This window comes from Streptomyces sp. NPDC006335 (genome assembly GCF_040612795.1).
GTDB lineage: Bacteria > Actinomycetota > Actinomycetes > Streptomycetales > Streptomycetaceae > Streptomyces.
On sequence record NZ_JBEXQX010000011.1, the window covers coordinates 139618 to 155253 of the forward strand.

The following is a 15636-nucleotide window of genomic DNA, read 5'->3' on the forward strand; positions in this document are numbered from 1 at the left end:
CCTGCCGTGGTCCGTCAGAAGCCCGTCCCGGGGCTTCACTAGAGCCCAACTTCCTTGCCCTCCGGCACGGTTCGCCCACCGTCGCAGCACACAGCGCAACGACGAAAGAGGTTCCGTGCAGGACACCGCACCCCTGGTTGTCGGCATCGACGTGGGCGGCACCAAGACACAGCTCCGCGCGTTCGCGGGCGACGCCCTGGTGGCCGATCACGTCCGCTCCAGCAGCGGCTGGCGGCCGCACGACCCCGTGGCCGCCGCCGGCTGGCTGGCCGCGCTGGCCGCCGCGGCGCTTCCCGCGGGCGCCCGCCCGTCCGCCCTCGCCGTCGGCGGGCACGCCTGTGAGACCCCGCGCCAGTGCGCGCAGATCCGCACCGCTCTCCAACTGCACTTCGACGCGCCCGCCCTGGTCGTGGGCGACGCCGAACTGCTCGTCCCCGCCGCGGGACTGGACAAGGGGGTCGGCCTGGTGGCCGGCACCGGCTCGGTCGCCGTGGGCCGCTTCGCCGACGGCACACCGGTCCAGGTCGGCGGTTGGGGCGCGCTCCTCGGCGACGAGGGCGGCGCCGCCGGTCTGGTCCGCGAGGCCGTACGTGCCGTATGGGCGGCGCACGACCGCGGCGAGGAGCCCGACCCGCTGGCACTCGGTCTGCTCTCCGGATTCGACGTCCCCGAAGTACCCGCGCTCGGCGCCGCACTGGAGCACGCCACGTCCGCCTCCGCCGACTGGGGCCGCCACGCACCGGCCGTCTTCGCCGCCGCCGAGGGCGGCTCCCCGCTCGCCCGCACCGTGATCGCCGAGGCGGGCCGCGCTCTGGCCGCGCTCGTCGAACGGCTCGCCGCACGCGGGGTGATGGTCGACGACGTCGTGGTCGCGGGCAGTACCGTCCTCGCCCAGCCCTCGCTGCACGACGCCTTCGTGGCGGCGCTGGCCGACAGCGTGCCGTCGGCACGCCCGCGTCCCCTGCGGGCACCGCCCGTGGACGGCGCGGTGGCGATGGCCCGTTCACTTCTGTGACATCCGCCGGACGCCGAGTCCGCGCCGATCCGACATGACTCGCCCGTAGATCTTCGCTCGTACGACTTCAGAAAGCGCGTTCGGCGCACAGGCCGTCAGGCGCATCATGAGTCGCGTCCGCACCACCCTCCCCGGCCGCAGGGCCGCAGAACTCCAGAGAGAGGCACACCCATGCCGTCATCCGCCGGGCAGCACTCCCCCGCGCCGCTCACCGAACGCGCCATGAAGCGAAGGGGATTCCTCAAAACGTCCCTCGGTGCCTCGGCCGGTGTCCTGGCCGCGCCCACCTTCGCCTCCTGGCTGGGCGCCGCGGACGCCAAGGCCGCCACCGCCACGGTCGCGTTCGTGGACGACTACAAGTCCAACGTCATGGCGAACCTGACGGCCGAGACCAACGCCGTGGTGCGGGCCCTCGGCGGCTTCGCCCGGGTGTGGAAGACCGGCGACGCCTGGAACACGGGCACACCGCTCAGGCCCGCGATACTCCGCGCCAACATGCGCTACTGCGCCCGCGTCACCCAGGCGCGCACCGAGGCGCAGGCCAAGGAGGCCTTCCTCTACGACCGCCAGCACCAGAGCTACGCCATGATCGGCGGCCTCGGTCCGCTCGCCGGCCTCTACCGGTCCGGCGCCAAGGCGGTCACCTCGATCACCAGCGCGCCCGACACCACCCCGCCGACCACGATCAGCGACGCGGTCCCGGCCGACGCCCCCGCGGGCTCGGCGCTCGGCGCGGGCTCCTACGACTCCTCGCTCGGCCAGGTGGCCAAGCTGGTCGACACCGTGCGCGGCCCGTACGCCTCCGGCAACCCCGCCAAGTACTCCTTCCAGTACCCGCGCCCGTGGCGCATGAACGAGAACAGCGAGGTCGTCGACACCGGCGCCAAGGACGCGCTCGGCTACCCGGTCTACGACTCGGCGGTGGTCGTCGCCCCCCAGCTCCTGCGTCAGCGCAGCACCTCCCCGGTGGACGACGGCGGCTTCCCCAGCGGTCACACCAACGCCTTCCACCTGGCGGGCCTGGCCTTCGCGTACGCCGTGCCCGAGCGCTTCCAGGAACTGGTGACGCGCGCCTTCGAGCTGAGCCACACCCGGATCATGTCCGGCATGCACTCGACGGTCGACGTCATGGGCGGCCGCATCATGGCCACCGCGCTGGCCGCCGCCACGCTGGCCGACCCCGCGAACGCCGGTCTCAAGGCCGCGGCGCGGGCGCAGGCGCTGAAGTACTTCACCGAACAGACCGGCACCACGGCCGACACGCTCTTCGCCTACGCCCACTCGGACGCCGCCGACGCGTACGCGGACCGGGACGCCAACGCCCGTTCCGTCAAGCCCCGCTTGACCTATGTGCTGCACCGGGACGGCGGCAACCAGCCCTTCGACGTGCCCAAGGGCGCCGAGGTGCTGCTGGAGACGCGGCTGCCGTACCTGGACGCGGCGCAGCGCCGTGAGGTGCTGCGGACCACCGGACTGCCCTCGGGCTATGTCCTGCTGGACGGCTTCGAGCAGTGGGGCCGGCTCAACCTGTTCGCCGCGGCGGACGGCTACGGCTCCTTCGACTCCGATGTCACCGTCACGCTGGACGCGGCCTCGGGCGGCTTCCACGCGGCCGACGCCTGGCGCAACGACATCGAGGGCTGCGGCGGTCTGACCAAGAGGGGCAGCGGCACGCTCACCCTGACGGGGCACAACCGGTACACCGGCGGGACCGTGCTGAAGGACGGCGGGCTGGTCGCCGGTTCGGCCCACGCGCTCGGCCACGGCGACGTACGAGTACAGGGCGGCAGGCTGACGCTGGGCGGCAAGTCCCTCCAGGTCCACGGCACCTACAGCCAGGAGGCCGGCGCGCTGGAGCTGACGCTGCGCTCGGGCCAGGAGCCGGTCCTGGAGGTGACCCGGCGCGCGGTGCTCGGCGCGGGCAGTGTGCTGTCGCTGAAGCTGGACGCGCACAGGCCGCCGAAGGCCGGCCACACGGTCCGCGTTCTCGGCTCCCACGGCCTGCGCGGCCAGTTCGACCGCGTCGAACTGAACTCCGACACGCTGCGGGCCGTACCCGTCTACACGGCGGAAGGTCTGTCGGTACGACTCCTGAAGCGGTGACGCCCGCGGGGCGGGAGCTGATGCGAGAGTGGCCCCCATGAGGTGCCCCCGGATCGCTCCCGCCGCCGTGCCGGCCTCAGCGCGGGGCGGATGATGGCGAGCGAGCAGCAGACGGTCCTGGACACGGTCCCCGAGTCCGGGACCCGCGACGACGAGGTGCGGCGACCGCGACCGGCACGGTGGTGGCTGGTGCCGCTCCTCGTCGTCGTGCTGCTCGCGCAGATGGCGGCCGTCATGGTGACGACCGCCGTGCAGCAGACCCCCACGATCGACGAACCGGTCTACGTGGCCACGGCCGCCGAGTACCTGCACGGTCTGGGCATCCGCTACAACCCCGAACACCCGCCGCTCGGCAAGCTCGTGATCGCCGCCGGGGTGGCGATCGCCGACCCGCACGTGGACACCGCGTTCGACGGGCCCCAGATCGACCTCGGCCCCCATCTGCTGTACGAGTCGGGCAACGACCCCTGGCAGCTGATGTTCTGGGCCCGGCTCCCGGTGATCGTGCTGACCCTGCTGTTCGGACTGGTCGTGTTCGCCTTCGCCCGCGAACTCGCCGGACGGGCGGCGGGCCTCGCCTCACTCGCCCTGTACGCCTTCTCCCCCGACGTCGTCGCCCACGGTTCGCTGGCCACGCTCGACGTGCCCATGGCCGGCTTCCTGCTCACCTCGGTGTGGCTGCTGTGGCGGGCCCGCACGCGCCCGCGCCGGTACGTGCCGCTCTCCGGTCTGGCGCTCGGGGCGGCCCTGGCGACGAAGATGAGCGCGCTGCCCGCCGTGCCGGTCCTGCTGGGCCTGGCCGCCTTCTCGGTGTGGACCGCGTGTCGCGGTGAAGAGACCCGCCGGCGACTGCTGCGCGTGCTCGCCGGGGCCGCGGTCCTGACACTGACCGCCGTCGCCGTCGTATGGGCGTCGTATCTCGTGGTCGATCCCCGGCTGCGCGGGGCCGCACAGGACCAGGTGCCGGTGGTGCGCGGGCTGCGGGGGACCGTCGTCGATCTGCTGCCGTTCCCGCAGGCCTACGCGGACGGGATGCGCGTCCAGTTCCGCTTCGAGAACCACCCCTGGGAGGGCTTCCTGTTCGGGCGGCTGTACACCGGACACCTCTGGTACTACCTGCCGGCCGCGCTCCTGGTGAAGACCCCGCTGGGCCTGCTCGTGCTGTGGGTCGCGGGCGCCGTGGTGCTCCTGGCGGTACGACGTCTGCGGCCCGCCGCTCCGTACCTGCTCGTGCCCGCCGGGGTGCTGCTCGCCGCCGCCATGACCGGGTCACGCGACTTCGGCACCCGGTACACGCTCTTCCTGCCCATGTTCCTGACGGTGGCCGCCGGATGTGTCCTGGCGGTGCGTCGGCGCTGGGCGACGGTCGTGACCGGGGCGCTGGTGCTGTTCGTCGCGGTCAGTTCCGTGCGGACCTTTCCCTACTATCTGCCGTACTCCAACGAGGCGTTCGGCGGACCGGCCCGCACCCATCTGCGGCTGCACGACTCCAACGTCGACTGGGGCCAGGACCTCGGCCGGCTCGCCGACCGGCTGCGCGAGCGGTACCCGGACGAGCGGATCTGGCTCGTCTACAAGGGCAGCGGCGTGCCCGCCTCCTACGGCATCGAGGCGGGCGATCCGCGCGAGGTGCCGGTGGACGACGTGCGCGGGCTGCTGGTCGTCTCCGACTCCTCGGTCGCCAAGGCTAAGGGCAGGCTGGCCGAGTTGATCGACACCAGCCGTCCCGTCGACGAGGTCGGTCACTCGATCACGATCTACCGCCGATGACCACCGCGGCGGGCGTGGCCCGCGTCCGCTCAGCGCGGCGCCTGCTGGAATCCCTCGGCGCTCACGTGCGGCATCGCCGCGCTCGTGACGCGGTAACGGCCGTTGGGCACCTGGTCGGACCTGGAGATGTGCACGGTGAGCGGACCCGCCCATTCGTAGCCCTGCCGCTCACCGTGCCGGGCCAGACTGTCCGTGAGCTCCTGGCCCACATCGCTGTCCCGGCGCACCAGTTCGTCGTAGGCGAAGTCGGCGAGCTCGACGTCGTACGCGTTCGGGACCACCACCCTGCTCTCGCTGCACACGACCACGTTGCTGTCGCACTCGTTGCGCAGCGCGTCGAGGAGTTCGACGGGTTCGCGGTCGACGACCCGCGCCCACAGCGCCTCCCACCCGTGCTCCATTGCCTGTTCCAGCGCGCTCAGCGCACCCATTGCCTCTCACCTGCCGATAGCTCTGGTGTCCCGTGCGGTGTCATTCCTGGGCGAAGTCGTCGGGTTCCACCCGCGCTTCCTCGAACGCCTCGCGCAGGGTGCGGCCGCTGCCGCCGGGGGCGGGGGCCCCGCTCTCCTCGTGGTGGTTGTCCAAGAGCCGGTCGGTGGTGCCGGTCTTGCGCCGGTTTTCCTCGGGGACCGTCATACGGGGCTGCTCCTCAGGTGTCGTCGAAGGCCTTGCCCAGCGGCGGGTTCCCGCTCGGGCGCGGCGTACCCGTCCCGATCGGCGCCCGCCGACCGCTTTCCCACAAGCGCTGGTCACCGGGGGGTGTGGGCTATGTTGACTCCCCGTGGCAGACAAAGGAGGCGCCTCGGTGTCATCGCCGCAGCAGGCACGCGCACAGGCATCCGCGATCACCTCGGGCAAGACCGCACCGGAAACCGAGGCGGCGCCCGCCTCCCAGCTCAGGACGCTCTTCGACAGGCCCCGGCTCTCCCCCGGGCAGCGGCGCATCGCGCAGTACCTGATCGAGCACATCACCGAGGCGGCGTTCCTCTCCATCACCGACCTCGCGGAGCGCGTGGGCGTGAGCCAGCCCTCGGTGACGCGGTTCGCCGCGGCCGTGGGCTTCAGCGGCTACCCCGCCCTGCGGGAGAAGCTCCAGTCCATCGCGCTCGGCACCCTCGCCGGCGGACCGGTCACCGACGACGAGTCGCGCGGCAACGAACTCCAGGCCGCGGTCGACGCGGAGATCGAGAACCTGGAGAACCTGCGCCGCGACTTCGCCGACCCCGACCAGGTCATCGAACTCGGCCGCAAGCTGTCCGAGTCGACCCCGCTGACCATCCTGGGCCTGCGCATCTCGGCGTCCCTGGCCGAGTACTTCGCCTACGCGGCACGCCGTATCCATCCCGACGTACGGCTGGTCACCCGCGGCGGCAGCGTCGCCTACGACGCCCTGTTGCAGTCGCGCGAGGCGGGCGGCACCTGGGTGCTCGCGTTCTCGATGCCGCGGCACGCCCAGGAAACCCTGACCGCCCTGCGGGTCGCCCGCAGCGCCGGGCTGAAGATCGCCCTCGTCACCGATCTGGCGCTCGGGCACGTGGCCGACGAGGCGGACGTCCTCTTCTCCACCGGCACCGGCTCCCGGCTGGTCTTCGACTCCTACGCGGCGCCCGGCGTGATCGCCGCCGCCCTGCTCCAGGCCATGACCGACGCCGACCCGGAGCGCACCCAGGCACGGCTGGAGGAGTACGAGCAGATCTCCGACCAGCACCAGTTCTTCCTGCGGGACTGACCCCACCCACCCCCGGTCATACGCCTTCACAACGGGGCCATCCGTAATAAATCGAGCATGAATGTTTTCATACGCCTTGCCAAGCGGTCGGCATATATAAATACTGCTCACGGATCACCCCGGGACCGCTCCGGGACCGTCCGCACCCCTGTCCCCGTCCCCACCCCCACACCGCCCGAGAGGGCTCCTTCACGGACATCCCCAGTCGTCGTCACCTACCCGCGTCGGCGCCCGGGGTGTTCGGTAGGGCCTCGCCTGCACGCGAGCCCATGGCGGCCCCGGTCATCCCCTAGGCCGGGGCCGCCCAATCCGTCGGAACACCCGCACGACGCCGCACACCCGGAAGCGAACACCATGCCCCTGACGACCACGCGGACCACCACCCGTCTCGGCCCGGACTGGCCGTGCCAGGTCAAGACACCCGGCAGCTACGACTGGGAGCGCTCCGCGGCCAAGTGGCTGCGCGAGCTGGTGCCGGCGCGGTACGCGAGCTATCCGGCCCTGACGCGGCACACCGTGCTCCTCGCCCGGCACGCACAGATCCAGGTCCAGCACGAGATCCGGGTCGCCCGCACCGCCCTGCAGACGGCCCGGGCCGACCTGCCCTCGCTCGGGCTGCCGGAGTCGGTCATCGAGCACACGATCAAGCTGTACGCGGCCGAGGTGCTCCAGCTCCAGCACATCGCCCGCAGCATCCGCGCGGTCACCCAGGCCCTGGTCGACCACCACCACGGGCGCTGAACCCACCCCGCCGGGCATGACCCGCGCCGTACGTGGGACCCGTGGTGAACATGAGCACCACCGACGTACGCCACGGCGACCCGGTCACCACGGTCCTCACCTGGGAGGTGCGTCCCGGCCGGGAGCGGGAGTTCGAGCGCTGGACGCGAGGGATCACCCACTGCGCCAGACAGTTCCCCGGCAACGAGGGCGTGTCCTGGCTGCGTCCCGAGGACGGCCACCGCTTCCACGCGGTGCTGCGCTGGTCCGACGCGCGCCGGCTCACCGCCTGGCTGGAATCGGACGAGCGGGCTGACTGGCACGCCAGGATCGACGACATCGCCACGGAACTCGGCAGTGAACGGCAGTCGACGACCGGGATGGAGACCTGGTTCAGTCTGCCCGGCACCACCGTGCGGCCCCCGGTCCGCTGGAAGATGGTGCTGACCACGTTCCTCGGTGCCTTCCCCTGCACCCTGCTCATCCAGTGGCTGGTGGCACCCCGCACCGCGTCCTGGCCACTGCCGCTGCGGGCCGCGGTGTTCCCGGTGGTCCTGCTGCCGCTGCTCACCTACCTGGTGATGCCCCTGCTGAGCCGACTGCTGCGAAGGTGGCTCTACCCACCGCCCGAACACTGACCCCGCCAGGAACCGGTGGGCCGCCCGGTTTCGTCAACCGGTGGGGTCACCGGTGTGTGGGATGCGTGTTCCCAACAGTGCGATCGGCACCTGGCCCATGTGCGATGCTCAAGGCGTGACAAGCGAGTCGACCGGCCCTGCGCACGCCGGCACCGCACCCGACATGGCCGCACTGGCCAAGGTCGTGGCCAGACAACGTGCCGAGATGGACCGGTTGCGGGACCAGGCCGCCACCTCTGCGGTGCTGGAGCGTGCCAAGGGCGCGGTCATGGCGCTGACCGGGTGCACCCCGGACGCGGCCGGCGAGGACCTGATCCAGCGTGCCAAGGCCGGCAACCGCACCCTGCTCGAGGAGTGCTGGATCACCCTCGGTGCCCTGCCCCCGCTCGGCGCCCCCACGGACCCCCGCGACGGCGACGACCTTCCCGGCGCACCGCTGTCCGCGATCCCCGGTCCGGCCGGTCCTCGGTCCCTCCCGTCGGACACCGCCGTCCCCTCCGGGCCTGACACCTGCGAGCTGGACGACGGCTTCAGCGTGCTCGGCCGCCTCGGCAAGGCCCTCGTCCACGTGGCCACCCCCCAGGACCTGGCCGGCTGCCTCCTGGAGGAGCTCACGGCGGACGTCGGCGCCGACGCGGTGCTGCTCTTCCGGTCGCTGCCGGCCGGAGGGCTCGAACTGATCGGCCACGCCGGCATCGACGCCACCCTGGCCGCCCAGTGGACGCGGGTTCCGCCGCTGACGGGCGTCCCCGCGCTCGAAGCGCTCCGGGCGGGGGAACCCCGCTGGCTGGAGGACTTCGCCACGGACCGGGAGCGGCACCTGCTCATAGGGGACCCGCCCGAGCGCTGGCTTTCCCGCGCCTGGCTGCCGGTGCCGGCCGGCGACGAGGCCGAGGTCTGCCTCGGGGTCCTGCGCGCGCGGAGCGGGCCCTTCTCACCGCAGGCCCGGCAGCTCCTGCGGGCCGTCGTCCGGCTCTGTGCCGGCTGGCTGCGGTCCTTCGGCACCCGGCCCGAGCACAGCGCCGCCGCCTCGGCCGCCGCGGTGCAGCCGGTGTTCGACACGCTGCCGGGCTCGGCGATGCTGCTCACGCCGCTGCGCGGCCCCTCCGGAGAGGTCGAGGACTACCGCATCGACGCCGCCACCGAGGAGGCGATCGACGTCGTGGGCCGCACCGGCAGGCAACTGCTCGGCCGGCGGATCCTGGAGAGCTTCCCGAGCATGGCGGACGAGGCGTTGTGGCACGGCTGTCTGCGCACGCTGGCCACCGGCGAGCCGTTCGAGGGCGAGCCGTTCGCCTACCAGGAGGTCGTGGACGGCGCCGCCGAACTGTCCACGTACGCGGTGCACGCGGCCCGCCTCGGTGGCGCCCTGGTCGTCACCTGGGTCCGCCACGACTCCTCCGACCGGCAGGAACAGCGCCTGGCGGACGTGCAGCGGCTGGGGGCCCTGGGCTGGGCGAACTGGAACCTGGTGACCGGCGAGGGGAGCTGGTCCTCGCAGACCTTCCTCGTCATGAACCGGGACCCCGCGCTCGGACCGGTCCCGCTGGCCGACCTCGCCGGGCTCGCGCTGCCCGAGGACGCGCCGGTGCTGGCCCAGGCCGTGCAGGAACTCGTGCGCTCGGGGCTCCAGTTCGACGTCCCGTTCCGGATCCGGGCCGGGGACGAGGTCCGCCATCTGCGGATGGTCGCCGAGGTCGTGACGGACACCGGGAACGAACCGGTCGAGGTGCACGGCTTCGTCCAGGACCTCACCGCGCAGCGCAGCGCCGAACTGGCCCTCGTGGAGAGCGAGCAGGCGATCGTGACGCAGCACGGGGTGCTGCACGCCGAGCGGACCCTGGCCGCCCGTCTCCAGCACGCGCTGCTGCCCCTGCCCACCCGGCCGGTCGGCCTCGCCGGCCTGCGCGTCGAAGTGGCCTACCTGCCCGCCCAGTCGGGGATCCACGTCGGCGGCGACTGGTTCAGCGCCATCGAACTGCCCGACGGCGACGCCCTGTTCGTGGTCGGTGACGTCGCCGGGCACGGCATCGACGCCGTGGCCACGATGGCCCAACTGCGCTTCACCGCCAAGGGCATGGTCATCACGGGCTCGTCACTGACCGGGGCGCTCTCGCGTCTCAACACCCTGCTGCTGCACTCGCGCGACTCCCACGGCACCGCGACCATGGTCCTGGCCCGCTACGACCCCGCCGAGCACTGCCTGATCTGGGCCCAGGCCGGCCATCCGCCACCGCTGCTGGTGCGCGACGGACAGGTGCGCTATCTGGACCGCCCCCTCGGCATGCTGCTGGGGGCGTGCTCCGATCCGGACTTCCAGGAGGCGCGCTGTCTCCTGGAGCCGGGTGACCGTGTCCTGCTCTACACCGACGGCCTGGTCGAAAGGCCCTCGGAGGGCATCGACAACGGGCTTCACCGGCTCGCCGCCGCCGTCGCGGCCCACCACACGGACGAGCCCGGATCCCTGGCCCCGCTGCTCGCCTCGGTGCTGGGGGGCGATCGGCGCGACGACGTCTGTGTCGTGGACATCCGGGTCCCGTCCGCGCCGGAGTAGCCGCCGGGCCGCGTCCGATGCCCCCGGCCGGGGTCAGTCCGCCGGGTGGCCGGGCGAGATGGACGTCGCGTCGGACAGCCGCAGCAGCTTGCCCTCGGTGTCCTCGCGCGCGCCCCACGCCTCAGGTTCCAGGACGAACCCGACGTGGTCACCGCCCTCGACGCGCAGCACGACCGTGCCGACGAACCAGGCCGCGGCCTCCTCCAGCACGACGGCCCCGCCGGCCTCCTCCCGCCAGCGGACCCGGGCGAACTTGTCCGTGCGGTCCCCCGTCTCCCCGCCGAACAGCTCGGCGAGGCCGTGCTGTTCGCGGGTGAGCAGATGGACGGCGAGACGGTCCGCGGTGCGGGCCACCCGGTAGGTGCGGTTGGCCTTCGACAGCCACACCACGTACCGCACGGGCTCCATCGAACACTGTGAGGCGAATCCGACGAGACAGCCCGCGCGGTCGCCGTCGGTGGCGGCGGTCACGACGCACATGTCGGGGTCGAGCCGGTCGATGAAGGCGTCCATGGCCACCATCCTCTTGCATCAGCCTCCGGTTCGGGACTCCAGGTCCCGCCGTGTGTCGTCGCCGTACACGCCGTCCTCGTCGCCGCGGATGCCGTACCAGAGCTGGAAGCGGGCCACGGCGGCGGTCAGGGTGGTGCCGTAGGTGCCGTCGGTGGGGCCGTCGTCGTAGACGTTCGGGATGCGGCGCAGGCGTTCCTGGAGGTCGGTGACCTGGGGGCCGCTGTCTCCCTGACGGAGGGTGCCGGAGCCGTCGGGGTCGGGGGCGCCGGCAGCCGGCGGGGCGGTGGTGGGAGTCGCCGAGGCGGTCGCGGTCGGCTGCGGGGCGGCCTCGACGGTGCTCCGTCCGCGGTCGGCGAGCAGGAGCGCGGAGCCGAAGCCGATCACCGCGGCCGCCGTCACGGCCGCCGCGATCGCCGTGCGGCGCAGTCCCGGCACCCGCCCCCGGGGGATGTCACGGGAGCTCCGGGTGCGGTCGCGGCCGCTCCTGACGGGTGGCAGTTCCTGGGTCGCGTCCTCCGTTCCCGACGGCGGGCCGGGCAGGGCGAAGGACTCGTACCCGACGGCCGCCCGGGGCGGCATGTCCTTCATCAGCTCCGCCAGCGCGTCGGTGCGGCGTGGACGCAGCACCCGGATGGGTTCGAGGGGCGTCCTGTCCGGCGGTGCCCCTCGGTCGGACGGTGTCGGCATCCTGGTCTCCTTCCGCCCCGCGCACACGGGTCTGGGCCGTCCCCCAGCCAGTGATACGGCGCCGCGGGCCCGGGAGTTCAGCGCTTGCGCCCTGTTCCCGGGGCCTGCCGCTCACCGGGGCGAGGAGGCGAGGAACCCGTGCAGGGATGCCTTCATTGCCGCGACGAAGGAGTCCCTGCCCGTGTCGTCCAGGGCGTCCAGGGAGAGGTACGGGTTGAGGTCCTCCAGTTCGACCAGCAGGAGTCCGCCGCCCGGGGCCCGGCAGGCGTCCACGCGCTGGACTCCGTGGCCGAGGGCGTTCCAGTCGATGAAGCGCCGGGCGAACTCCAGGTCCTCGGGGGTGGGCCGGTACGGCTCCAGGGCCCAGCGCCGGTCGGGGTGCGGGGCGTACAGGGCGTACTGGAAGTCGTGGTCGACGAAGTAGAAGGACACCTCGTAGGCGAAGTCGACGCACGGCTGGACGAGGACCTGTCCGTCGATGTGGTCGCGTACCTCGTCGGCGGACACGATCCGCAGGCCGATGGAGTCGGCGCCGAGTCGGGGCTTGACTACATACCGGTCCGTCGGCGGCAGCCGGTCCAGGTCCTCGGCCCGGTCGACGGTCGGGATGACGGGATGTCCCGCTGCCGTGAGGTCGAGCAGGTACTGCTTGCCCGCCATGTCGGCCTTGCCGGTCAGGGGGTTGTACACGCGCGTGCCGTTGCGCAGTGCCCGCTCGCGGAACGCGTCGTACACGTCCTGGTACGCCAGGACCGGCCCGCTGTTGCGGACGACGACGGCGTCGAAGCCGCCGGCCAGCGCGGCGGCGTCCCGTGGGTGGCACAGGGCGAGGTCGAAGTCCTCCCTCAGGCGGGAGGTGAGGAGGATGTCCTCGTCGCAGTAGCGGCGCCCGCGGGCCTGGTAGGCCAGGTCGGTGACGTACAGCAGGGCGGGGCGGTGGGGCATGCGGGACTCCTCGGCGGGCGGGCGCCGATCGTATGCGGTGGGGCGGTCGCCCGACAATGCGAGGAACGGCACTCAGTTCCCTCAATGGGCTGCACCCAGTGCCATATCGGCGGTTCAGGTGCTACGTTCGCGACCATGAGCTCCACCAAGCCCGCCATGCGGGACGCGCTGGTCGCGGCCGCCTTCCAGTTGTTCCTGGAACGGGGTTACGAGCAGACCACCGTCGACGACATCGTCGCGCTCGCCGGGGTCGGACGCCGTTCGTTCTTCCGGTACTTCCCGTCCAAGGAGGACGTGGTCTTCCCCGACCACGAGCGGTGCCTGGCCGACATGACGGCCTTCCTGGCCGCGAGCGACCCCGGCTGCGACCCGCTGGAACGGGTCTGTGAGGCGGTCCGGCTGGTGCTACGCATGTACACCGAGAACCCGACCTTCTCCGTGCAGCGCTACCGCCTCACCAAGCAGGTGCCCGGCCTGCGCGCCTACGAGCTGTCCGTGGTGTGGCGCTACGAGCGCTCCTTCGCGGAGTACCTGCGCGGGCGCCTGAAGGGGCTGCACGACGGAACGCTCCGGGCCGACGTGATCGCCGCCGCCGTGGCCGCGGCCCACAACAACGCCCTGCGCTCCTGGCTGCGCTCGGACGGGAAGGGCGACGCCGAGCAGGCGGTGGAGCACGCGCTCGGCTATGTGCAGACCGCCTTCGGGGCGCCCGGCGCGCCGTCCACCGACGGGCCGCCCGAGGACGTGGTCGTGATCGTCTCCCGCCGCGGCGCCCCGCTGTGGCGGGTGGTCCAGGAGATCGAGTCCACGCTCGACCGGGACTGAGCCGCACCGGCCGTACGGCGCTCCGTGGGCTCGGCGGTTCGGATGCGGCCTTTGACAGCCACCGGGAGGGCAGCGGATCACGCGTTCCTCACTCCGACGGAAGATGAGGGTACGCAGTACCTTTACGACTGACACTCAGTGCCATACGCTGACGGTCGTGCACGGCGGCACGGGAGCCGCGCACGTCCGTGCACGGTTACCCGAGCACGTGGGATTCCGGCCGAGCGCAGGGAGTTGACCAGCGTGTACCACCACTCAGGCATTGCTCGTCAGGCAGCCGGCTCCGGGACGGGCGTACTCGAGCCCGCCGCCCCGGCCACGGACGCGATCCTCTTCCAGCGCTGCACCTGGTGCGGTACGGCGATGTACCACCGGCTGCTGTGTCCGGTCTGCCAGGGCGGCGACCTGCGCACGGAACGCAGCGAGGGCGTGGGCACCGTCCGGCACTCGACGGTGGTCCACCGCAACACCCCCGCCGCCCGCAATGTGTCGCTGATCGAGCTGGCCGAGGGTTTCGTCGTCCGGGGCCGGGTCATGGGCCCGCCCGCCGCGATCCACAGCGGTGACCGGGTGCGGATGTCGACGGCCAAGGACCCGGTCCGCGGCGAGCCGGTCTTCCAGTTGATCGACGAGCCCTACCGCGCCTGGAGCTGACGCGTCGTCGGACCCGGGCGGACGCCCGGGGTCCCGGCCCTCACCAGGCCCCGGGGATCAGGTCGCGCACCCGCACCGGCCGCCCCGTCTCGAAGCACCGGTTGGCGGCGAGGCCCACGCCCAGCGCCAGTGCGCCGTCCCGTTCGGTGGCCGTCGGATGCGTCGCGGCACCGGCGTCCTGGCTCGCGGGTCCCGCACCGGGGTCCACCGGCCCGAAGAGCGCGTCGAGCATGCGTGGGTCTCCCCCGCCGTGCGCCTCGTGGGCGGTGACGAGCGGCACGTCGACCGGGGGCCGCCACAGGGGCCGCAGGGTGAGGCGCGCGCCGCCCGCGTGGTCGGCCGCGGTGTCCCCGTGCAGCGCGCCGCTCGCCGAGGTGATCCTGGTCCGGGGCGCCTGCCAGCGGCTTTCCTCGACCTCAAGTTCCAGCCGGCCCGCGCTGCCGTTGAACATGACCCGGTAGCCCTCCCAGGGGGAGTAGGCGGTGAGGTGGTACGTCATCGTCGTGCCCCGGGCGTGGCGGACCAGGAGTGCCATGTCGTCCTCGATGGTGACGGGCCCGTCGAAGACGTTGCGGTCGCGCAGGTATCCGTCGTCCTGCTCGGCGTCGAGGTACAGGGCGCGCAGGGTGTCGTCGGCCGCGAGGTCGAGGGCGAAGGGGTCGTCGGCGGCCGGTCCCGCGCCGTGGGCCCGGGTGTAGTCGCGGCGCAGGCCATGGCGTTCGCCCGCCTCACGGCCGTAGAACGCGAGCCGCCCGTAGCCGAAGACCTCCTGCGGTTCGTCGGCGAGCCACCAGTTGACCAGGTCGAAGTGGTGGCTCGCCTTGTGGACCATCAGGCCGCCGCTGTACCGCTTCTCGCGGTGCCAGCGGCGGAAGTAGTCCGCTCCGTGCCGGGTGTCGAGGAGCCACTCGAAGTGGACGGAGAGGACCTCGCCGACCGCACCGTCGGCGAGCAGGGCGCGGACCGCCTCGTGCACGGGGTTGAAGCGGTAGTTGAAGGCGACGGTGAGGGAGTTGCCGGTGGCCCCGACCGTGTCCAGGATGCGGGCGCAGCGCTCGGCGTCGACGGTCATCGGCTTCTCGGTGACCACCCGGCAGCCGGCCCGCAGCGCGGGGACGATGTAGCGGTCGTGCTCGGCGTCGACCGTGGTGACGACGACCTCGTCGATGCCCTCCTTGCCGAGCAGATCGGCGAAGTTCTCGGGCTCCCACTGGGCGGCGGCGGGTTCCCCGGCCTCGGCGAGCAGGCGGTTGTGGAAGGCCATGCGGGTGGGGCTGGGATCGCACAGGGCCGCGACGCGGTGGCCGGGGCGTGCCGCGAGGGCGCGGGTGAACAACTGGGCGCGGTGGCCGGTACCGACGACGACCGCGCGGAGGTGGGGAGTTCGGCTCATGGAAAGCGCTTCCCCCGTCGGGTGATCCGCTAGTCCCCGCGACCTGACTGGCTTGATCGCATCGCTCACCCGAAGACGACGGCCCCGCAC

At 72.5% G+C, this 15636-nt stretch carries 15 protein-coding genes; 9 read left to right on the plus strand and 6 right to left on the minus strand.

The window, feature by feature from the left end:
• Nucleotides 1-115 precede the first annotated feature (115 nt).
• The 3 genes from ABZ098_RS28435 (at nt 116) to ABZ098_RS28445 (ending at nt 4888) form a co-directional block, all read left to right on the plus strand.
• Complete coding sequence (locus ABZ098_RS28435) at nt 116-1015, plus strand: BadF/BadG/BcrA/BcrD ATPase family protein (protein ID WP_356595848.1); 900 nt, start codon at nt 116-118, stop codon at nt 1013-1015.
• Between the two features lie 171 nt (nt 1016-1186).
• Nucleotides 1187-3118, plus strand: coding sequence for a phosphatase PAP2 family protein (locus tag ABZ098_RS28440; protein ID WP_356595850.1), 1932 nt, complete (start codon nt 1187-1189; stop codon nt 3116-3118).
• Between the two features lie 90 nt (nt 3119-3208).
• Nucleotides 3209-4888, plus strand: a complete 1680-nt coding sequence (locus tag ABZ098_RS28445; protein ID WP_356595852.1) for a phospholipid carrier-dependent glycosyltransferase — start codon at nt 3209-3211, stop codon at nt 4886-4888.
• A 29-nt stretch (nt 4889-4917) separates the two neighbouring features.
• On the opposite strand, the gene ABZ098_RS28450 is transcribed toward ABZ098_RS28445, so the two are convergent.
• Together ABZ098_RS28450 and ABZ098_RS28455 are read right to left on the minus strand one after the other, a co-directional pair.
• Nucleotides 4918-5319: a DUF3662 domain-containing protein gene (locus tag ABZ098_RS28450; protein WP_356595854.1), complete on the minus strand. Its 402-nt coding sequence runs from the start codon at nt 5317-5319 to the stop codon at nt 4918-4920.
• Nucleotides 5320-5359: 40 nt separating this feature from the next.
• Complete coding sequence (locus ABZ098_RS28455) at nt 5360-5524, minus strand: hypothetical protein (protein WP_356595856.1); 165 nt, start codon at nt 5522-5524, stop codon at nt 5360-5362.
• 169 nt (nt 5525-5693) lie between these two features.
• Between ABZ098_RS28455 and ABZ098_RS28460 the strand changes: the two genes are divergently transcribed.
• The 4 genes from ABZ098_RS28460 to ABZ098_RS28475 all read left to right on the plus strand — a co-directional run bounded on the left by ABZ098_RS28460 (nt 5694) and on the right by ABZ098_RS28475 (nt 10529).
• Nucleotides 5694-6617, plus strand: a complete 924-nt coding sequence (locus ABZ098_RS28460; protein WP_356595858.1) for a MurR/RpiR family transcriptional regulator — start codon at nt 5694-5696, stop codon at nt 6615-6617.
• Between the two features lie 354 nt (nt 6618-6971).
• Nucleotides 6972-7358 (plus strand): hypothetical protein, encoded by a 387-nt coding sequence (locus ABZ098_RS28465; protein ID WP_356595860.1) that lies wholly within the window; start codon nt 6972-6974, stop codon nt 7356-7358.
• Nucleotides 7359-7408: 50 nt separating this feature from the next.
• The gene (locus ABZ098_RS28470) at nt 7409-7975 is read left to right on the plus strand and encodes an antibiotic biosynthesis monooxygenase (RefSeq protein ID WP_356595862.1); all 567 of its coding nucleotides are present in this window, start codon (nt 7409-7411) and stop codon (nt 7973-7975) included.
• Between the two features lie 163 nt (nt 7976-8138).
• On the plus strand, nt 8139-10529 hold the full coding sequence (locus tag ABZ098_RS28475; protein ID WP_356596075.1) for a SpoIIE family protein phosphatase: 2391 nt from the start codon (nt 8139-8141) through the stop codon (nt 10527-10529).
• Between the two features lie 33 nt (nt 10530-10562).
• Here the strand turns inward: ABZ098_RS28475 and ABZ098_RS28480 are convergent, their stop codons facing one another.
• From ABZ098_RS28480 to ABZ098_RS28490, 3 genes are all read right to left on the minus strand, one after another.
• Complete coding sequence (locus ABZ098_RS28480; RefSeq protein ID WP_356595864.1) at nt 10563-11051, minus strand: flavin reductase family protein; 489 nt, start codon at nt 11049-11051, stop codon at nt 10563-10565.
• Nucleotides 11052-11060: 9 nt separating this feature from the next.
• Complete coding sequence (locus ABZ098_RS28485; protein ID WP_356595865.1) at nt 11061-11729, minus strand: peptidoglycan-binding domain-containing protein; 669 nt, start codon at nt 11727-11729, stop codon at nt 11061-11063.
• Nucleotides 11730-11840: 111 nt separating this feature from the next.
• Nucleotides 11841-12674 (minus strand): hypothetical protein, encoded by an 834-nt coding sequence (locus ABZ098_RS28490; RefSeq protein WP_356595867.1) that lies wholly within the window; start codon nt 12672-12674, stop codon nt 11841-11843.
• Between the two features lie 135 nt (nt 12675-12809).
• On the opposite strand from ABZ098_RS28490, the gene ABZ098_RS28495 reads away from it, so the two are divergent.
• Both ABZ098_RS28495 and ABZ098_RS28500 read left to right on the plus strand, forming a co-directional pair.
• Entirely contained in the window at nt 12810-13499 is a 690-nt protein-coding gene (locus ABZ098_RS28495; protein ID WP_356595869.1) for a TetR family transcriptional regulator, read from the plus strand.
• 243 nt (nt 13500-13742) lie between these two features.
• Nucleotides 13743-14153: an OB-fold domain-containing protein gene (locus ABZ098_RS28500; RefSeq protein WP_356595871.1), complete on the plus strand. Its 411-nt coding sequence runs from the start codon at nt 13743-13745 to the stop codon at nt 14151-14153.
• Between the two features lie 40 nt (nt 14154-14193).
• On the opposite strand, the gene ABZ098_RS28505 is transcribed toward ABZ098_RS28500, so the two are convergent.
• Nucleotides 14194-15546: a Gfo/Idh/MocA family oxidoreductase gene (locus tag ABZ098_RS28505; RefSeq protein ID WP_356595873.1), complete on the minus strand. Its 1353-nt coding sequence runs from the start codon at nt 15544-15546 to the stop codon at nt 14194-14196.
• Nucleotides 15547-15636: the final 90 nt, after the last annotated feature.

Bases quoted from the DNA above. Each gene is read 5' to 3' on its own strand.
- ABZ098_RS28440 (WP_356595850.1), top strand. From the start codon at position 1,187: ATGCCGTCATCCGCCGGGCAGCACTCCCCCGCGCCGCTCACCGAACGC.
- ABZ098_RS28445 (WP_356595852.1), top strand. From the start codon at position 3,209: ATGATGGCGAGCGAGCAGCAGACGGTCCTGGACACGGTCCCCGAGTCC.
- ABZ098_RS28450 (WP_356595854.1), bottom strand. From the start codon at position 5,319: ATGGGTGCGCTGAGCGCGCTGGAACAGGCAATGGAGCACGGGTGGGAG.
- ABZ098_RS28455 (WP_356595856.1), bottom strand. From the start codon at position 5,524: ATGACGGTCCCCGAGGAAAACCGGCGCAAGACCGGCACCACCGACCGG.
- ABZ098_RS28465 (WP_356595860.1), top strand. From the start codon at position 6,972: ATGCCCCTGACGACCACGCGGACCACCACCCGTCTCGGCCCGGACTGG.
- ABZ098_RS28470 (WP_356595862.1), top strand. From the start codon at position 7,409: ATGAGCACCACCGACGTACGCCACGGCGACCCGGTCACCACGGTCCTC.
- ABZ098_RS28475 (WP_356596075.1), top strand. From the start codon at position 8,139: ATGGCCGCACTGGCCAAGGTCGTGGCCAGACAACGTGCCGAGATGGAC.
- ABZ098_RS28480 (WP_356595864.1), bottom strand. From the start codon at position 11,051: ATGGTGGCCATGGACGCCTTCATCGACCGGCTCGACCCCGACATGTGC.
- ABZ098_RS28485 (WP_356595865.1), bottom strand. From the start codon at position 11,729: ATGCCGACACCGTCCGACCGAGGGGCACCGCCGGACAGGACGCCCCTC.
- ABZ098_RS28490 (WP_356595867.1), bottom strand. From the start codon at position 12,674: ATGCCCCACCGCCCCGCCCTGCTGTACGTCACCGACCTGGCCTACCAG.
- ABZ098_RS28495 (WP_356595869.1), top strand. From the start codon at position 12,810: ATGAGCTCCACCAAGCCCGCCATGCGGGACGCGCTGGTCGCGGCCGCC.
- ABZ098_RS28505 (WP_356595873.1), bottom strand. From the start codon at position 15,546: ATGAGCCGAACTCCCCACCTCCGCGCGGTCGTCGTCGGTACCGGCCAC.